Here is an 18381-nt window from a genome sequence, read left to right as displayed (position 1 = left end):
TGACATGTCCTCGCGGTGCTGTGCGCGTGTTGACGGTGGATGCGGCCCGGCCGCGCTGCGGTCGATCACCCCGCCGCCTGTAGCGCGGAGCGGCGCGCGACCCAACTCCTTCCGCGGCCAAGCCCTGCCCGGAAAGCCGGAGCCGCGACATGAAAAGGGCCGGGCTTTCGCCCGGCCCCCTTCCTCGATGCGAATGCCGCCTAGTGGCTTTCGACGTTGTAGACGACGTGGATGGTGTCGGCGTTGTGGACCTGGGCCTCGCCGGCCTGGGCGATGGCCACCGCGATGTCGGCGCGCGAGGTGGTGCCGGAATCGATCTGCGAGGCGTAGACCGCCAGTTCGCTGTTCGAGCCGGTGCGGCCGAGCAGGTTCTGGTAGAGCAGGCCGACGAAATCGGTGCTCGACAGGCTGGAATGCGCCGCCGTGAACTCGGGGCTCGAGAGCAGGCTGCTGGCGATGCTCGACAGGCTGGTGCCGGCATCGTGCTGGCCCCACCAGAACTGGAGGCCGGTGGCGTCGGCGTTGCGGTCGAGGATGCCGTCGTAGAGGCGGGCGATGACCGCCTGGTCCTCGGTGTTGGCATTGATGATGACGCCGCCGCCGCTGAAGCTGATGTACTCGGCATCCTCCAGAAGGGTGGACGAGGACGGGTTGGCGTTGAACAGCGTGGTGTGCTCGCCGTCGAAGGACGCCTGGAAGTCGCCCTTGTTGCCGGTGAAGTTGACCACGTCGAAGCCGGCGCCGCCCATGACGGTCTGCGAGCCGTCCGGCACCACGTTGAACGTGTGGGGCGTCGTGTCCGTCGAGCCGCTCACGGTCGAGAACAGCGTGCTCGCGGCGTTGTGGCTGGTCGCCTCCGCCGAACCGGCGATGGAGATCAGCACGTCGGCGCGGGTCGAGGTCCCCGCCGTGAGCGAGGCCTCGTAGCCGAGGGCCCCGGCATCGGGGGCGCGTCCCAGGGCGTTCTGGTAGAGCGCGCTGATATAGGCGGAGGACGACTGCGACGAGGTGAACCCGTCCCCTTGGGCCTCGGGCGAGTTGAGGAAGGCGTTGGCGATGTCGGTCAGCGACATGCGGCCGGTATTGTACTCGTTCCACCAGGTCGAGATGCCGTCGGCATCCGGCGTCCGGTCGAACACCGCCTCGTACATGTGGGCGATGGTGGCCTCGGCCTGGCTCGTGGCGTGCACGATGGTCGAGCCGTCGGCGTTCTGGAGCACCTCGACGCCCTTGAGGATCGAGGTGTTGCCCGCCGCGTCGGTGAGCACGATGTCGCCGTTGGCGTCGAGCTTGGTCGTGTAGGTGGTCTTCGAATCGAGGATCACGGTGTCGTAGCCGCCGCCGGCGTCGACGGTGTAGCTGCCCGTGCCGAGCGTAGTGCTGCTGTTGCCGTAGCCCGAGGTGACCGTCGCGGCCGTGCTGTCGGACAGGTCGACGGTGGTCTTGTAGTTGCCGAGGCTGAGGTTGAGCTCGCCCGAGCCCGCATGAACCGTCGACTCGCCGCTGTTGTAGACGCCGAGTGTCGTCTTGCCGGTGCCGGTCGAGATGTAGTTCGTGCCGGAATTGGTGAACGACATCGAGGTCGTGCCGCCGCCGAGGACCACGACGTGATCGCCGCCGGTGACGTCGCCATAGACGCTGCCGGAGCCCTGGAAGTTGATGATGGCCGAACCGCTGGTGCCGGAGACGTCGCCGCCGCTCGTCGTATCGACATTGGCGACGGGAGCGGTGGTGGGTTCGCCCGGAGTTGCATTCTGCACCTGGATGGTGCTGGTGCTGCCGGCGCCGGTGGAGAACTTCGAAAGCGCGTCGTTCAGGGCCTGCGACAGCTGGGTGTCGTTCGGCTTACTGCCCGAAATATCGGCCTCTAACTGAGTCGTGTCGCCCGTATATTGGTCCGCCATCTGTGTGCCTCCTCGTATTCGGTTTTATATTTTTTTCAGACCGCGACCGTCGAACGGGGCGCCCTGAAGATGCGCGCCGGCTTTCGCGGTCCCGCATCCTGTCGTCCCGCGGCCGCCGGCGCTCGCCCGCCGGTCGGCCTCTGGTTCTTCGTACCGACCTCGGAGAGCTGCAGACGCAGCCCCACGAGGAATTCCCGTCCCGTCGGGCCCCGCAGGTCGACCGGCGCCATCGCCGGACCGAACCGGGTCCCGTCGCTGAAGCTCGCCTCGACGATCAGGGCGAAGGAGTCCGCCTGCTCGCCGATCAGGCGGAAGGAGATGCCGTTGATGGCGCGGGCCTGCATCCGCGTCCCGACGAACTCCCCCACCACCGCTTCCGGCATCCGCCCCAGACCGAGGAGCGAGCACCCGTAGGAGATGTCGACATTGGCCGGGCGCCGGGGCCACTGGATCGAGAAGCCCTCGATCCGCGCCGACCCGTTGGGGTCGCCGAGCCACTCTCCGCCCGTCACGAACAGGTCGCCGCGCCGCTCGACATGGCCGCCGATCCGCAGCGGAACCGACCGTTCCGCCACCTCGGGACCCGAATCGAACGCGGCCTGCGGACCGGGCAGCGCCACCATCGCCTGACGCCTGGAGCCGCCGCCGGCGTCCTGGTCGATCCGGTCGAAATGCAGCGTCACGGCCTCCGGACGGTCTGCGCCGTCTCCGAGGGTCGTGATCAGCACGGTCGCATCGCGCTCGGCAGAGACGACGCACAAGTCGCCCGGCTGCCGCAGCACACCCGCCGTGGCGCCCGGACCGAACAGCAACTGGACATCATCCGCGCAATCGGGGTCGATACTCACGACCACCCGCAGCGGCTCGCCCATGACTGCTGATGCGACGTAGCGCAACGCGTAAACCCCGCGCGCAACCGGCATCGCCCGCGCGGACACCATGCCGCGCGCCGTCCCGACGCTGTTCAATGCTTACACCCCTCACGCAGTGCCGAATTAACCGGTTCTTAACTGGTTGTATCTCATTCCCCGATGTACCGCACTGCGTCAAGTGGCTTTTTCAGACTCCGGAGCCCGTCCGGCGTCGATTTTGCGTGGCGCTTGCGGATAAGTGCTCGGTTCGGTGTAGTCCCACACAGAGAGCGCCCGACCTCCGCTCCGCAACACTTGCAAACGGCAACGATGTTGCGGGTGCGTAGACTCGGGCGGTCGGCCGATAGCAGTCGAGCATTTGAGATGTATCAGTCCGTCGCCCCGCTGAAACAGGGGGCCGACCATGCCTTATTCGAACCGATCGAGTATGCATCGCTCGGCGAGATACTGGTGGTGCCGGTCGTCGCGATCGAGGCGAGAGTTCTCGCGCATCATTATCCGATCGTCTGGCGACGGCAGGGCGACGGCTACGAGATGGTCGCGTTGCTATCGATCAGCGCGCCTCATCTGACCCAGCTCAGGGGAGAGTTCGATCAGGGCATGCCCCGCCCGCTGCTGATCGAGGCCTATCCGCTCGCGATCGCGTTCTCCGAATCGGAAGGGGAGCGGGGCACCGTCCTGATCGACGCGGTGCCCGCGCCGGAGGGAGCCACGGGCACACCCGTGTTCCTGCCCTCGGGGGCGATGTCGCCGAGCGCGGGCCGCCGGATGGCCGCCCTTCAGGTCTATGCCAGCGACGCGGCCCGCACCGCCTCCTACACCCGCGCCCTCGCCGCCGCCGGCCTGATGAGCGACTGGACGCTGCGGCTGCGCATCGGCGAGGACGCCGTCGAGATCGACGGGCTCTGCGTGCTCGCCCCCGGCGACAAGGCGCGCACGGCCCTCGCCGCGGCGGTCCTCGAGCACGGCTTCCCGCTTGCGGAATTGGTGACGTTCCACGACCTGTCCCTGTTCAACATGCAGCGCCTCGTGGACCGCTTCCGGTCGGGGCGCCTCGCCGACCGGACGGCCCAGGCCGCGCAGACCGGAGCCCCAGGCGCATGACCCTCTCGCGCACGCCGCTTCAGCCCGAGCGCCTGCGGAACCTGCGCTGGTCCTTCCCCAAGGATTTCAGCTTCGCGCGGGACCGCCTGAGCGTCCCGCTGATCCACACCGAGATCCTGCGGGTGGCCCGCGAATACCCCATCGCGATGGCGCCGGACGGAGAGGGCCGCTGGATGGCGGTCGCCTATCTCGGCGACATCGCGGGCACCGCCAACCGCTTCGTCGATGCCAGCGGCAGCTGGACGGCGGCCTATGTGCCGTTCTGGCTGAGGGTCTACCCCTTCGTGCGCGACGAGGCCGGGGCCTTCGCCGTGACGCTCGACCCGACCTTCGTCGGCGTCGGGGGCACCTATGCCTTCGACGACGGCGACGCGCTCAGCAAGGAGGCATCCGAGGTCGCCCTGCAACTGGAGCGCGCGGAGACCGGACGCGGACAGGTCGCCGACGCCGCCACGGCCCTCGTCACGGGGGGAGTCGCGAGCCACAGGCTCGACGGCGTCGGGCCGGAGGATCTCGCCTTCGTGCCGGCCGGGCGCCCGGCCGAGGTCATCGGCCCGCGCACCGTCGACTGGTTCGGCCGCGGCGCCCGGATGGTCGAGATGGCCGTCGCCGCCGCCTTCTCCAGCGCCTTCATGCCGCGCGCCGTCCCCTCGGCGCTCACCCTCGACCCGCAGCGCCCCGCGACGGCCGGCCGCCTGCCGCCGGCCGCCCCGCTCTACGTCCCCACCGCCGCCGTGGCGGACCTCGACTGGCTCGACATGGACGAGAAGGTCCTCTTCTGAACGCCGCGACGCCACCCCGGCGGGACCGTCGCGGACGGGTCATGCCGGAACGCGGCAGCGGCAATATAAGTCATATACCCCTGAATACACAAGGTATAGCACCGCGATATCGGCATTATTGATCCCGGACCGCCTTCGTTCGACAAGGACATCTCGCGGATCGTGAAGGATCCCGTCGATATGTCGCCGCCTCAAGACCGCCATCGGCACCCTGTCGTCATCCACAGGCATGAAACCCTGCGCTTATCCCCGCCGCGAAGTCTGACGCGAGGTTCGGAATGGACGCCGCGTCACTGTTGATCTCGCATCTCGCCGTCCGAGACCCCGTCGTCGCGGAGCGGTCCGTCTCTTGCAGATCGACGCGGCATGCCGGTGAAATGGGTTCGCGGGAGGCGAAAATCGGTCTCGCCTTTTTAACATCGGCCCGATATTCAATCGCCAGATCGCCGAAGAGCGTCGTGAGGGGTCATGACCGATAATCCGATCGGTACGCCGGGACCGTCGGCGCGCACCGTCTCCGGGATCTGCGCGGTCGCGGCCGGCATCCTCCTCCGGCACGGCTCCCGCCGTCGCCCGCACGAGACGGCCGCGTCGCCGCCCCTCCTCCGCCAGACGCCGCGCAGACCCTTCGCCCCCGCCTGACCCCACGGTCCGGGCCTTCGTCCGGCGGCGCGACGCATGCCGGGCCCTTTCGCAAGAACACGAGCGCCGGGAACGGGCGCCAAGGTGGAAACGCCTCGGGACGGGAAGGTCGGTGCGGCCGGGATCGTCACCCTCCGTCCGCCCGTCCGTTCGACAGCCTGAGAACCGTGCATGACTCCGAGGGTCGTCTACATCACGCCGAACGCCGTCCTGCCCCCGAACCGGGGCGGGCGCCTGCGCTCCCACCATCTCTGGCGGGCGATGTCGGCGCTGGCGGAGGTCCACACCATCGTCGTCGGCGATACCCCGCCGGCGGTCTCCCGCGCGCATCTGCGCCGGGCCGGCACGGTCTTCATGCCCCGGCGCCGCTACCAGGCGCGCAAGCTCCAGGAGGCCGTCGCCGCCGGGCGCTCCTTCACCGAGCCGGGCCTGTGGGAGGTGGTCGGCCTCGACGGGCTGCCCGCCGATATCGACGAGCATCTGGAGAGCGCCGACGCGCTGGTGCGCCACTGCCTCAACCGGCGCCGGATCGACCGCATCATGGACCGGGTGCGGGCGCTGCGGCCCGATCTCGTCGTCCTGTGCGACACCACCATGGGCGTCATCGCGCCGGAATGCCGGGCGCGCGGCATCCCCGTCGTCGTCGGCCCGCATAATTTCGACAGCGACCTCTACGCGACCATGGCGGCCTCCGCCCCCGACCCGGCAGTCGCCCGCTGGAACAGCGCGGCGGCCGCCGCCTTCGGCGAGGCCGAGCGCTTCATCGCCCCTTACGTCGATCAGCTCTGGGTCTGCTCGCGCAGCGACAAGGACCGCTTCTCGGCCCTGCTGCCGGCCGACAAGATCCGCGTCGTCCCGAATGTCTGGAACGTGTCGGCGCCGACGCCCGTCCCCGAGACCCGCGACCTCGTCTTCGTGGGCCAGGGCGGCTACTACCCCAACGAGGACGCGGCGCTGCGGCTCATCGCGGTCTCGCAGCATCTCGACGCGCGCGGCATCGAACACCGCATGCGCCTCGTCGGCCGGGCCGCGCCGAGCGTGCGCGCGGCGGCCGTCGGCGCCCCTTCCGTGCAGGTGATGGGCGAGGTGCCCGCCGTCGAGCCGATCGTGGACGACGCCGCGATCATCCCGATCGCGCTGACGCTCGGCGGCGGCACCCGGCTCAAGATCCTGGAGGCGATGGCCTCCGCCCGCCCGGTGCTGACGACGCCCATCGGCATCGAGGGCATCGAGGCCGAGAACGGCGTGCATGCCGTCATCGAGCCGGACCTCGCCGCCTTCCCCGACCGCATCGTGGAGCTGTTCGCGGACCGCGCGCGGGCGCAGAAGATCGCGCTCGCCGGCCACGGCTTCGTCCACGAACATTATTCCCACGACGCGCTGCTGCGCATCGTCGAGAGCGCCTTCCAGGATCTCGGGATCAACCGCACCGCGAGCGCGGCGGTGTTCGGGGCCAATCTCGGCGCCGAGATCCGCAACGAGACCGCCTCGTTCAATGCCCTCACCCGCGTGATGCTGTGGAGCTTCGAGGTCCGGCTCGCCGCCGGGTTCGAGGCGCTCGCCGGGTATTTCGACTTCGGCACCAGCGAGGAGGTGCCCAACGCCTTCGTCACCCTGAAGGAGCGCGCCAAGGGCTTCGTGCTGGTGGAGACCACCGCCGTGCTGCCCTTCGACATCCCGCCCGAGCGCGCGAACGTGGTGCTGGAGGCCTGGGGGCGCGAGGTGCTGCGCCGGCAGCCGCCCAGGGACATGCCGGAGGAGAGCACCGGCCTCCTCACCTGCGAGCGCACCGACGAGGGCATCGCGCTGACCGGCTGGTCCACGGGGGCCGAGCCCATCGGCATCGAGGTGAAGGGCCGGGAGACGGTGGCCACGGCGGCCGACCGTCGCGGCCTGTTCAAGGCGCGCCTGCCGAGCGCCGACGGCGCCTATCTGCGCACCGTCACGGAGAGCGGCGTCGGGCAGACGCTGTGGAACCCGAAGACCTGGCTGTCCCCGCGCTCCCCCTCGTCGGTGCGCCTCGACCAGTTCACGGACAAGCATCGCGGCGAGACGGCCTGGCTCATCGGCAACGGCCCGAGCGTGCGGATCGAGGATCTGGAGGCGCTGAAAGGTCAGCTCACCTTCGGCTTCAACCGGCTCTATCTCGCCTACGGGCAGACTTCGTTCCGGCCGACCTACACGGTCACGGGCGACAGCCAGATGATCGAGGATTTCGGCCAGGAGATCGTCGACGTGGCGGGCGGCACGGTGTTCGTCGTCAACGACACCGCCCCAGACGTCGTCGGCGACTACATCTGGGTCCGGCTGGTGCCGATCTATCCGCCGCTGTTCTCGACCTCGCCGGACTACGAGGTCTCGCCCGGCGGCTCGTCGCTCTACATGGCAATGCAGATCGCCTACAAGATGGGCGTGCGGAAGTTCTACATCTACGGCGCCGACTTCAAGTTCAACTTCGGCCAGGCCCGCTCGCGCGACAGGTTCCGGGTCGCCACCGGCGACGGCAACCACTTCATCCAGAACTACCGCTCCGGCAAGCCCTGGTGCCCGCCGAGCATCAAGGACATCGGCTGCGCCTTCCTCACCGCGCGGCTGCTGATGGAGCGCGAGGGCGGCTTCGTGCGCAACGCCAGCCGCGGCGGCGCCCTGGAGATGTTCGAGCGCACCCCCTTCGAGAACGCGCTGCCGTCGAGCCTCGCCCGACGCAGCCCCGCAGCCTGACGACGGACCGCATGACCGCCAGCCGCCGCCACAGCCAGCACGGACCGCAATGACCGATCGCCCCGGCCTCCGCGTCGCCGTCGTCGGCACCAACGACCCCCGGAACTATTCGGGCGGGCGCTATCACGGGCTGATGCTCGCCTATGCCGTCGCGGCGGCCGGGGGCGAGGCCTATGTCGTCACCGACCACGTTCCGGGTTTCGTCGCCGATTGCGAGCCGCTGGCGCCGAACCGGGTCAAGATCCACCGCACGGCGGATTTCGTCTCCGGCCTGCCGGAGGGGCGCTTCGACTGGGTCGTCGTGATCCCCACCGGCGTGTTCCTGCCGGACTTCTACGAGGCCTGCCTCGACTTCGCGGCCAATGCCGGCGCACGGGTGGCGCTGGTCAATTTCGAATCCGCCAACTGGTTCAACGCGCTGGCGCCCGAGCCGCGCGACCCCCGGCTGTGGGACGGCTGGCGCCGCCTCGTCATCGAGGGCGGGCTCGTGCTGTCGAGCGCGCGCGAGTCGCACGCCTTCGCGAAGCAGTATTACCGCGCCCGCGACAACGCGCGGCTGCGCTTCGACATCTGGTCGCCGCCGATCAACTCGGTGGCGGCGCGCGGCTTCGACGGCGCGCCGAAGGACGGCAGCCTGCTCGCCTTCGTGCGCCCGACGGACCTGCACAAGGGCTCCGGCAGCCTGCTCCAGATCGACCCGCAGTGCTTCGCCGGGCGGACGCTGCGCATCGTCTCCGGCCGCGAGCTCTCGGAGAGCTTCGAGGCGGACCTGCGCGCCCATCTCGCCAAGACCAAGGGCGCCACGCTCGAGGTTCTGCTGCGCATCTCGGACGCGGAGAAGTTCCGCATCATGACGGCGGCGCAGGTCGTGCTCTTCCCCTCGCGCTTCGAGGGCTTCGGCTATCCGCCGGTGGAGGCGGCCTATGCCGGCACCGAATCCGTCGCCTTCGACCTGCCGGTGGTCAGGGAGACGGTCGGGTCGATCGCGCATCTCGCCCCCGTGGGCGACATGGCCGCCTTCAGCCGCCAGCTCTCCGTCGCCCTGGCGCGGCCCGAGCGCCGGGCCGAGCTGCGCCGCGCCGTCGAGCGCTTCGCCGCCTTCGAGAACGCGGCGGGGCTGCTCGGCGACGTGCTCCTGCGCAGCGCCGACTCGGTCGAGCCCCGCCTGCCCCGTCCGCACCGGGTGCCGATGGGCCCCTTCGCCCGCACGAAGCCCCGGCCGACGCAGGAGGTCGACCGCGAGGAGGTGCTGTCGCCGCTGCCGAGCTACGCGGCGAGCGCCCGCCAGACCACCGGCGGCGACATCGCCGTCACCGTGACCGCCCATCTCGCGGGCACCGTGGAGCGGGCAGAAGCGACGGAGATCGATGGCGGCCCCGTCTCCGTCGCCTGGACGGCGGATCCCGCCATCGACGGCTTCACGCCGACGCATCTCCATGTGGTCGTACCCGCGAGCGCGGCGGGCAAGCGCATCCGCGTTACCTGCCGCGACGCGCAAGGGTCCATCGGCGATGCGGTCGAGTTCCAGATCGACCGGGTCGAGGGCAAGCCGCGCGTGCCGGCGCTGTGCGGCATCAGCGAGAACGCCGAGGTCCAGGGCCGACGCCGCATCCGCGGCTGGCTCCTGTGCGAGGAGCCGCTGCTCGCGGTGCTCGTCAGCAATGACGGGCTCGCCTGGCACCGCACCCCCGTGGACGGCACCCGCAAGGACGTCTTCGACAAGAACCCCGGCTATCCGACCTCGCGCTGCCAGTTCATCTTCGACCTGCCGAAGGAGTTCGCGCCCGATCCGAAGAAGACCCGCATCGTGGCGCTGGGCCGGGCCGGCGCCTGCGAGGTCCTGACCGGCTGGAACCCGGCGCCGCGCTCGCTCTTCGGCGCGAACGGCCTCGTCGCCACCGCTCCCGCGCCCCAGCCGGCGCCTGTCGCGAAACCGGCCCCGGACGTCGCCCCGGCGGCCCCCGTCAGCCCGGCGGCGCGTCCGCAGGCGGCGGTGCCGCAGACGCCCCTGCCGATGCAGGGCACCCTCAAGATCCTCGACCTCACCGACGAGCGCTGGCAGGCGGGCATCGCCCGCACCGGCTCCGCCGACCGGCCCGGCGCCGTCCTCGTCGCCCGCTCCGAGGGCGGCCCCGCCCTGGCGCCCGGCCTGCTGGTGCGCGGCGCCTCGGGCACCGCGCGCACGGTGCGGTCCGTCGAGATGGCCGCCGATCGCGCGACCCTGGTGCTCGACGGCGCGCTCAACCCCTATCTCGACGGCGCGCCGGGGCAGCTCGACGCGATCGTCAACACCGCGGCCTCCGGCGCCGCGAGCCGCAAGCCCAACCTGACGCTGATCGACTGGAGCGACGCGCTCTGGTGGCGCGGCGTCTGGAACAAGCGCGACCATCGCTGGCGCCGCGGCTTCTTCCTGAAGACCGCCACCGTGGAGGCCCTCGGGCTCGAGGTCGGCGCGCTGCTGCGCTTCCCCGCCAGCGGCCTGCGCCGCATCGCCTCGATCAACCCGGAAGGGCGCGACACCCGCATCTGGCTCGACCACGAGATCAGGCCGCTGGGCGACGGCGCCCCGAAGGAGATCGAGGTGGTGGCGGGCACCCGCTTCCCGGCGGGCTCGGCCCTCGAGCTCTCCACCGCGCGCCAGGGCTCCGGCTGGCCCTGCGGCATCCTCGACGTGAACACCCCCGAGGGGCGCCCCGGCACCCGCGTGCTCCTGAAGGGCGAGGTCGCCCTCGCGCGCGGCACGGCGCTGACCTTCGCCAGCGGACGCGTGGCGCGCGTGCTCGGCACCGCGAAGGCCAAGGACGGGACCGAGGTCGCCCTCGACACCATCGTCGATCCGGGCGTCGACGGGCATCCGGGCGAGGTTCATACCCTCGACGAGCTCGAGATCCTCAAGCAGAAGCCGGCCCGGCTGCTCTTCCCGGACGCGGCGCTGCCCGCGCGCGATCCCCTGCACGCGCGGCTCGTCGCCGACGCCCGCAGGCGCGGCCGCGTGCTGCCTCCGGCCCGCAGCGCGACCACGTCGGAACGCCCGCGCATCCTGTTCCTCACGCTCGTGCCCCCCGCCCCCGCCAACCAGGGCAACCGGGTGGTGACGCGCAACTTCATCGAGCACCTGCTCGACATCGGCTTCGACGTCGACGTGCTGCTCCAGGGCTGGATCGACGCCGACGAGGCGGTGCGCGCCTTCGGGGAACGCGTGCGCATCATGTCGCTGCCCTTCCCGAACTGGGACCAGTCCGAGACGGCCAAGCGCCGCAAGGGGGTCATCGACCTCGCCGCGACGCTGGCCGAGCAGGCCCACGACCCGGCGCTGGCCGAGGCGCTCGACCGGCAGGCGCGCATCTACCACCCCTACTTCATCGTCCGGGACGAGGTGGTCGAGACGGCGCGGATGCTGGTGGCGACGCATGCCTATGCGGGCATCGTCTGCAACTACACCCACATGGCCCGCGTGCTGAGCGAGCTGGCGCCGGTGGAGGCGCTGCCGCCCTCCTGCATCATCACCCACGACGCGCTCTCGCGCCTGCCGACGAGCTTCCTCGGCGAGCCGCTCGACACGATGTACCGGATGACCACCCGCGAACTGGAGGTCGCGGCGCTCGATTCCGCCGGCAGCGTGGTCATCGCCATCTCGCGCAGCGAGGCCGACTACTTCCGCGAGATCGGGGTGCAGAACCCGGTGGTGCTCTGCGAGTACGACGCCGCCGACGAGATGCGCGCGAGCCGCGTGCCCGAGAGCGGCTTTTCCGCCAAGACGCTGATCTTCAACGGCAGCGGCAACTCCATGAACGTCGCCGCGCTCAACTGGTTCGTGGACGAGTGCTGGGCCGAGATCCTGGCGGCGGTGAAGGACGCCAAGCTCGTGGTCTGCGGCAAGATCGGCGAGAAGTGGCGGCCACGCCTGCTGCCGAACATCGAGATCCTGGGGGAGCTCGACCGCGACGCCATGATCGCGCTCTGCGCCAAGGCCAGCATCGCCATCAACCCCTGCGTCGCCGGCACCGGCCTCAAGATCAAGACCGTCGAGGCCGCCTGCATCGGCCTGCCGAGCGTCTGCCTGCCGAAGGCGGTCGAGGGGCTGGAGGACTCGGCCGCCCGCTTCTCGATCCCCGTGGAGGACGGGCCGGGCTTCGTCGCCGGCTGCATCGCGCTGCTCACCGACGAGCGCCGCTGGAAGGCCCTGCGCGCCGACGCGCTGGCCGTCGCCGAGGAGCGCTTCTCGGCGCGCGCGGTCTACAAGGACATCGACCGCGCCATGGGCTGGTCCGGCAAGGCCGCCTCGCGCCGCTGGGTCGCGGTGACGACCCCCTTCGACCGGGACCACGCTGGCCCGGCCCCCGAGCCGACCGGCCGGCCCGACCTCGCCAAGGGCGTGGCGCTCGCGGCCGCCGGCAAGCGCGGCGAGGGACGCACCCTGGTGGAGCGCGAGATGGCGCGCGGCGCCGGAGACGCGGACGCGGCGGCGATGGCCGCCCGCTTCGCCCTCGACATCGGCGACCCCTGGGGCGCGGCCCAGCACGGGGCGATCGTCATCGGGCAGCGCCCCCTCGACCCGGAGGGCTACCACCTCACCGGCCGGGGCCTCGAAGGGGCCGGGCAGAAGGAGGCGGCGCGCGACTGCTACGAGCAGGGCATGCTGGTCGCCCCCTGGAACGCCGAGCTGCGCCAGGCGCTGGCCGGTGTCCTGGAGAAGAACGGGCAGGCGCCCCGCGCGGAAAAGGTCCGCCGGCTCGCGCCGCCGCCGCTCCAGATCGGCCTGTTCGACGGCTCCCACCCGATCGCGGTGGCGCGGCACGCGCTCGCGGGCTTCACCGTCGCCGGGGCGGGGCTTCTGGACATCACCGGCCGCCGGGCGGCCCTGCGCCTCGATCTGCCCCCCGGCGAGGGCGACGGCTACGACGTGATGCTGAGCTTCGCCGTCGACCGGGCGGCGGACAAGGACGGCGCCCGGATCCTGCCGCTCAGCCTCACCGTCGACGGCATCCGCGCGCGCGGCGCCATCGCGCTCGCCGGCGAACCCGTGCAGAGCCTGCGCGTCTCCGTTCCGGCCCGCAAGACCGCCACCGGCGCCGCCTTCGTCGTGACCTTCGCCTTCGAGAACGATTCCCTGCCGATGCCGAAGATCCGGCTCGCCGGGCTCCAGATCAGGACGGTGAAGGCGAAGACCTCCGCCGCGTCCCCCTCGGAGATGGAGGCGCAGCAGCCGAAATCCGGCGGCCAGCGCTGAGCCGGCCGCCGCTCTACCGCGCCACCGTCACGTCGACGGCATGGCCTTCGAGGAAGCGGCAGTCGATCCGCCGCGCCCCCACGGCTCCCGCCAGGGCGAGGCCGGCGGCCACGTCCCACCACATGATGCCGTGCTCGGAATAGGCATCGAGCCGGCCGGCGGCGACCCAGGCCAGCGACAGCGCCGCCGAGCCGAGCATGCGGATCTTCTTCCAGTCCCTAGCGAGGTCGGCCACATGCGCGGCGGTGGCCGCGACATCGGCCTGCGAGGGAAAGCCGGTGCCGACGATCTGCCCGCGCGGCTCGACCGGCCGATGGGGCTCACCATTGATGCGCAGGCCGAGGCCCGGCCCACCCGCGAACAGCTCGTCGCGCTCGGGATCGTAGATCGCCCCGAGGATCGGCGTGCGGCCGGCGCAGAGCGCGACCGCGACGCCGTAGATCGGGATGCCGGCATAGTAGTTGAACGAGCCGTCCAGCGGATCGACCACCCAGGCCGGCCCGTCGGTGCCCTCACCGCCGGCCCAGCCGCCCTCCTCGCCGAGCACCGGATGGGCGCTGTGGGAGATCAGCAGCGCCCGGATCAGCGCCTCGGACTCGGCGTCCTCCTGAAGCTTGATGTCGCGGCCGATCTGCGAGGCGGGCGCCCGGCGGTTGGCGCGCCCGGCCGCCAGGATCGCGCGTGTGGACCGCGCCGCCTCGCAGGCGAGCTCGAGGTGGCGCTCAAGGTCCGCGTCCGCTATGCCGTTCATCCGCCTCGCCTCTTCCGTCTTCGACAGAGTGAGGAGGGCGCAGGTCGAGATCAACCCGTCAAGATCGGTCGAGAGCGTCTTCGCATGGCAGCCCCGTCCCTGGTGGAGCGTCTCGCCGCGGCCTATGGCGGGCGCGACGTGGTGACGCCCCGGCCCGGCGAGCTGCCCGACACCATCGAGGGCGCCGAAGCCCTCCAGGACGCCTGGATGCCGCTGCTCGGCGCGACCGGCGGCTACAAGCTCGGCGCGACGATTCCCGCCGTGCGCGAGGCCCTGAACCTGCCGCGCGCCTTCTTCGCGCCGATCCCCCGCGCGCGCATCTTCCCGGACGGCGCCTCGGTGCCCGAGTTCGTCGCCCGCCAGACCGGCGTCGAGTGCGAATACGGCTTCCGGCTCGGGCGCGACCTGCCGGCGGGCACCGACCCGCTCGACGAAGGAACCGTGCGCGCCGCCTTTGACGCGGTGCTGCCGGCCATCGAGATCCCCGGCACGCGCTTCTCGCGGCTCGCCGAATATGCCGGCGTCGGCATCGTGGCGGATGCGGGCGCGCTCGGCTCCCTCGTCCTCGGCGCGCCGATCGAGGGCATCGATGTCGAGAGCCTGGGCGACGCTCCCGTGACGCTCTCCGTCGACGGCGAGACCGTCGTGACCGGCTCCGGCGCGGTCATGGACGGGGGCGCCTTCGGTCCGATCCATGCCTTCGTCAACCGGGCGCGGGCGCGCGGGCTGTCCTTGAGAGCCGGAGAGGTCGTCGTCACCGGCTCCTGCACCGGATACCAGGTGGTCGAACGCGGCCGGGAGATCGCCGCGTCCTTCGCGGCGCTCAGTGCCGGCGTCACCATGCGTTTCGCGCCCGCCTAGAGTATTTCCAGGAGAAGTGAGTTCCGGTTCTCCGTCCGGACATACGGCAAAACAATGACTTAGAGTTTTTCAGGAGTTCGAGCCCGCGTGAGCACGTCCCCCACCCGCATCGCCGTCCTGTCCCGGTCGTTCTCGCGCCACCCGATCCTGCGGGCGGAGTTGCAGGCGCGCTATCCCGAGGCGAGTTTCAACGACACCGGCCGCACCCTCGCGGGGGAGGAGCTGCTCGGCTTCCTCGCCGGCCATGACGGGGCCATCGTGGCGCTGGAGAAGATGGACGCGGCGACCCTCGCGGCGGCCACCGATCTCAAGATCATCGGCAAGTACGGCGTCGGGCTCGACAATGTCGACCTCCACGCCTGCGCCGCGCAAGGCATGCTGCTCGGCTGGAGCGGGGGCGTGAACCGCCGCTCCGTGGCGGAGCTCGCCATCTCCTTCATGATCGCGGGCCTGCGCGGCGTCACGGTCTCGCAGGCCGAGATCCGCGCCGGGATCTGGCGGCAGTTTCCGGGGCGCCAGGTGTCCGACGTCACGGTCGGCCTCGTCGGCTGCGGCCATGTCGGGCAGGAGCTGGCCAGGCTGCTGCGCTGCTTCGGCACCCGAGTGATCGCGCACGACCTGCGCGACTTTCCGGAGTTCTACGCCGCCAACGACGTGACTCCGGTCTCCCTCGACGCACTGACCGAGCAGGCGGACGTGATCTCGCTGCATGTCCCGCTGACGCCGAAGACCAGGCACCTGTTCGACGCCGACCGCCTCTCGCGGATGAAGCGCGGCGCCATCATCGTCAACACCGCGCGCGGCGGCCTCGTGGACGAGGCGGCGCTGGAGGAGGCGCTGGTGAGCGGGCAGCTCGGCGCCGCCTGCTTCGACGTGTTCGAGGTCGAGCCGCCGAGCCGGACGAGCCTGCTCGCCCTGCCGAACTTCCTCGCCACCGCGCATATCGGCGGCAGCGCCGAGGAGGCCGTGCTCGCCATGGGGCGCGCGGCCATCGACGGGCTGTCGAACGCCGTCGATCCGCTCAGCCACATCCCCGAATGGGCGCGCTCTTGAGATAAAGGACCGACCCCCGTGAACATCGCCATGATCCCGGCGCGGATGGGCAGCCAGCGCCTTAAGCAGAAGAATTTGCAGTTGCTCGCGGGCGAGCCGCTCATCGTCCACGCCATCCGCAAGTGCAAGGCGGCGGGCGTGTTCTCCGAGGTCTGGGTGAATTCCGAGCACCCGACCTTCGGGGAGGTCGCCGAGCGGGAGGGCGTGAAGTTCCATCGTCGGCCGGAGCATCTCGGCAACAACGTCGCGACGAGCGAGCAGTTCGTGGCGGAGTTCCTGGAGAACCACCCCTGCGAGCGGCTCTTCCAGGTCCATTCCATCGCGCCCCTGCTGACGGTGGGCGAGACCCGCGACTTCGTGCAGGCCATGGTCGAGGGCGAGCACGACGTGATGCTGAGCGTGGTGGACGAAACCCTGGAGGCGGTCTGCGACGGCAAGCCCGTGAACTTCACCTTCGCGGAGAAGACGAACTCGCAGGACCTCGCGCCCGTGCGCCGGATCTCATGGTCGATCACCGGCTGGCGGCGCGAGACCTATCTCGCCGCCGCGCGCTCGGGAGGCTGCGCCACCTATGCCGGCAGGATCGGCTATGCGCCGGTGAACCGGCTCGCCGGGCATGTCATCAAGACGGCGGAAGACCTCGAGGTCGCCGAGGCGCTGTTTCCCATCGTCCACCGCGCCTGAACGAAGAAACGGCGCCCGGAGGCGCCGTTTCCTCAACGTATTCGCAGCCGGCTCAGCGGGCCGGACCGCCCGAGGTGGAGCCGGTGTTCGGCACCGGCTTGCTGGGCTCGGCGGCGTTGCCGCCCTTGGCCGAGTCCGTGGCACCGGAGCCCGAACGCATCATCGTGCCGGCGGGGGCCTTCACCGTTCCGGTGGTCATGCCCGGCGCGTTGTCGCGCGGGCCGCCGCTGGTCTTGCCGGTCTGAGGGGTCGGCTGGTTGGGCTGATCGGCATTGCCGCCCGCCGCCAGGGCGGGGCCGGCCAGCAGGGCGGTGCAAGTGGCTGCGATTGCGAGGAAACGCATGGAGCAACTCCTTCCGTCAGGGGATGCCCATCAACGGGCATGACGCCCCGAGCGTTCCCGAAACGGAAGGATTGTCCTTCAGCTTTCCATGCCGCCATCGGCGAGGAAGTGCTCCAGCCAGTGGATGTCGTAGGCGCCGTTCTGCACATCGGCGTTGCGCACCAGCGTGCGGAACAGCGGCAGCGTGGTGTCGATGCCGTCGACCACGAACTCGTCCAGCGCCCGGCGCAGGCGCATCAGGCACTCGTTGCGGGTGCGCCCGTGGACGATGAGCTTGCCGATCAGCGAATCGTAGTTCGGCGGGATGCGGTAGCCCTGGAACGCCGCCGAATCGACACGGACCCCCAACCCGCCGGGGGGGTGCCAATAGGTGATCTGCCCCGGCGAGGGCCGGAAGGTCGCCGGATGCTCGGCGTTGATCCGGCATTCGATGGCGTGGCCCTCGACCTTGATGTCGGACTGGCTCACCGAGAGGCCGCCGCCGGCCGCCACCCGGATCTGCTCGTTCACGAGGTCGATCCCGGTGATCATCTCGGTGACGGGATGCTCCACCTGGATGCGGGTGTTCATCTCGATGAAGTAGAACTTCCCGTCCTCGTAGAGGAACTCGATGGTGCCGGCGCCGAGATAGCCGAGCTTGCGCATGGCGTCGGCGCAGATCTCGCCGATCTCGGCGCGCATCTCGGCGTTGAGCGCGGGCGAGCCGCCCTCCTCCCAGACCTTCTGGTGGCGGCGCTGGAGCGAGCAGTCGCGCTCGGCGAGATGCACCGCCCCGCCCCGGCCGTCGCCGAGCACCTGCACCTCGATATGGCGCGGCGTCTCCAGATACTTCTCGAGATAGACCGCGTCGTCGCCGAAGGCGGCCTTGGCCTCGGTGCGGGCCATGCCGACGGCCTGCTCCAGCTCGGCTTCCGAACGGGCGACCTTCATGCCGCGTCCGCCGCCGCCGGAGGCGGCCTTGACGAGGACCGGGTAGCCGATCTCGGCGGCGACCTTCTTGGCCTCCTCCGCCGTCTCGATGCCGCCCTCGGAGCCCGGCACGCAGGGGATGCCGAGGCTCTTGGCCGTGCGCTTGGCCTCGATCTTGTCGCCCATCACCCGGATATGCTCGGCCTTGGGGCCGATGAAGCCGATCTCGTGATGCGCGAGCACCTCGGCGAAGCGGGCGTTCTCGGAGAGGAAGCCGTAGCCGGGATGCACCGCGTCCGCCCCGGTGATCTCGCAGGCCGCGATGATCGAGGGGATGTTGAGGTAGCTGTCGCGCGCCGCCGGCGGCCCGATGCAGACGCTCTCGTCTGCCAGCCGCACATGCATGGCATCGGCGTCGGCGGTCGAATGCACGGCCACCGTCGCGATGCCGAGCTCCTTGGCGGCCCGCAGGATGCGCAGCGCGATCTCGCCGCGGTTGGCGATCAGGATCTTGTCGAACATGCG

The 18381-nt window shown here is 70.7% G+C and carries 12 protein-coding genes; 7 read left to right on the top strand and 5 right to left on the bottom strand.

Translation table 11 applies throughout. The features are described 5' to 3' along the window. Positions 1-200: 200 nt before the first annotated feature. The gene (locus ACP56T_RS10320) at positions 201-1904 is read right to left on the bottom strand and encodes a DUF4214 domain-containing protein (protein WP_430912064.1); all 1704 of its coding nucleotides are present in this window, start codon (positions 1902-1904) and stop codon (positions 201-203) included. Positions 1905-1939: 35 nt separating this feature from the next. Then, positions 1940-2872 carry a hypothetical protein gene (locus ACP56T_RS10315; RefSeq protein WP_430912063.1) on the bottom strand — a complete coding sequence of 311 codons (933 nt, stop codon included), beginning with the start codon at positions 2870-2872 and terminating at the stop codon, positions 1940-1942. A gap of 267 nt (positions 2873-3139) precedes the next feature. On the opposite strand from ACP56T_RS10315, the gene ACP56T_RS10310 reads away from it, so the two are divergent. From ACP56T_RS10310 to ACP56T_RS10295, 4 genes are all read left to right on the top strand, one after another. Continuing rightward, complete coding sequence (locus ACP56T_RS10310; protein ID WP_430912061.1) at positions 3140-3880, top strand: SapC family protein; 741 nt, start codon at positions 3140-3142, stop codon at positions 3878-3880. After that, the gene (locus ACP56T_RS10305; protein WP_430912060.1) at positions 3877-4662 is read left to right on the top strand and encodes a SapC family protein; all 786 of its coding nucleotides are present in this window, start codon (positions 3877-3879) and stop codon (positions 4660-4662) included. The genes ACP56T_RS10310 and ACP56T_RS10305 overlap by 4 nt, the downstream gene beginning before the upstream one ends. An 813-nt stretch (positions 4663-5475) precedes the next feature. Then, the gene (locus ACP56T_RS10300; RefSeq protein ID WP_430912059.1) at positions 5476-8025 is read left to right on the top strand and encodes a glycosyltransferase; all 2550 of its coding nucleotides are present in this window, start codon (positions 5476-5478) and stop codon (positions 8023-8025) included. A gap of 49 nt (positions 8026-8074) precedes the next feature. After that, complete coding sequence (locus ACP56T_RS10295) at positions 8075-13255, top strand: glycosyltransferase (RefSeq protein WP_430912058.1); 5181 nt, start codon at positions 8075-8077, stop codon at positions 13253-13255. 13 nt (positions 13256-13268) lie between these two features. Here the strand turns inward: ACP56T_RS10295 and ACP56T_RS10290 are convergent, their stop codons facing one another. Continuing rightward, a complete protein-coding gene (locus ACP56T_RS10290; RefSeq protein ID WP_430912057.1) occupies positions 13269-14006 on the bottom strand; it encodes an inositol monophosphatase family protein in 738 nt (245 codons plus the stop codon). Between the two features lie 84 nt (positions 14007-14090). Between ACP56T_RS10290 and ACP56T_RS10285 the strand changes: the two genes are divergently transcribed. From ACP56T_RS10285 to ACP56T_RS10275, 3 genes are all read left to right on the top strand, one after another. After that, a complete protein-coding gene (locus ACP56T_RS10285) occupies positions 14091-14867 on the top strand; it encodes a 2-keto-4-pentenoate hydratase (protein WP_430912056.1) in 777 nt (258 codons plus the stop codon). An 87-nt stretch (positions 14868-14954) separates the two neighbouring features. Beyond that, entirely contained in the window at positions 14955-15920 is a 966-nt protein-coding gene (locus tag ACP56T_RS10280) for a phosphoglycerate dehydrogenase (RefSeq protein WP_430912055.1), read from the top strand. Between the two features lie 18 nt (positions 15921-15938). Continuing rightward, entirely contained in the window at positions 15939-16604 is a 666-nt protein-coding gene (locus tag ACP56T_RS10275; RefSeq protein WP_430912054.1) for an acylneuraminate cytidylyltransferase family protein, read from the top strand. 52 nt (positions 16605-16656) lie between these two features. Here ACP56T_RS10275 and ACP56T_RS10270 read toward each other — a convergent pair whose 3' ends face one another. Beyond that, a complete protein-coding gene (locus tag ACP56T_RS10270; RefSeq protein WP_430912053.1) occupies positions 16657-16947 on the bottom strand; it encodes a hypothetical protein in 291 nt (96 codons plus the stop codon). Between the two features lie 78 nt (positions 16948-17025). Further along, positions 17026-18378 (bottom strand): acetyl-CoA carboxylase biotin carboxylase subunit, encoded by a 1353-nt coding sequence (accC, locus tag ACP56T_RS10265; protein ID WP_430912052.1) that lies wholly within the window; start codon positions 18376-18378, stop codon positions 17026-17028. Between the last annotated feature and the right edge of the window lie 3 nt (positions 18379-18381).

Origin of the sequence: Methylobacterium endophyticum (assembly GCF_050591105.1) — a bacterium.
Classification (GTDB): Bacteria; Pseudomonadota; Alphaproteobacteria; order Rhizobiales; family Beijerinckiaceae; genus Methylobacterium.
This window is presented reverse-complemented; position numbering and strand designations above follow the sequence as displayed.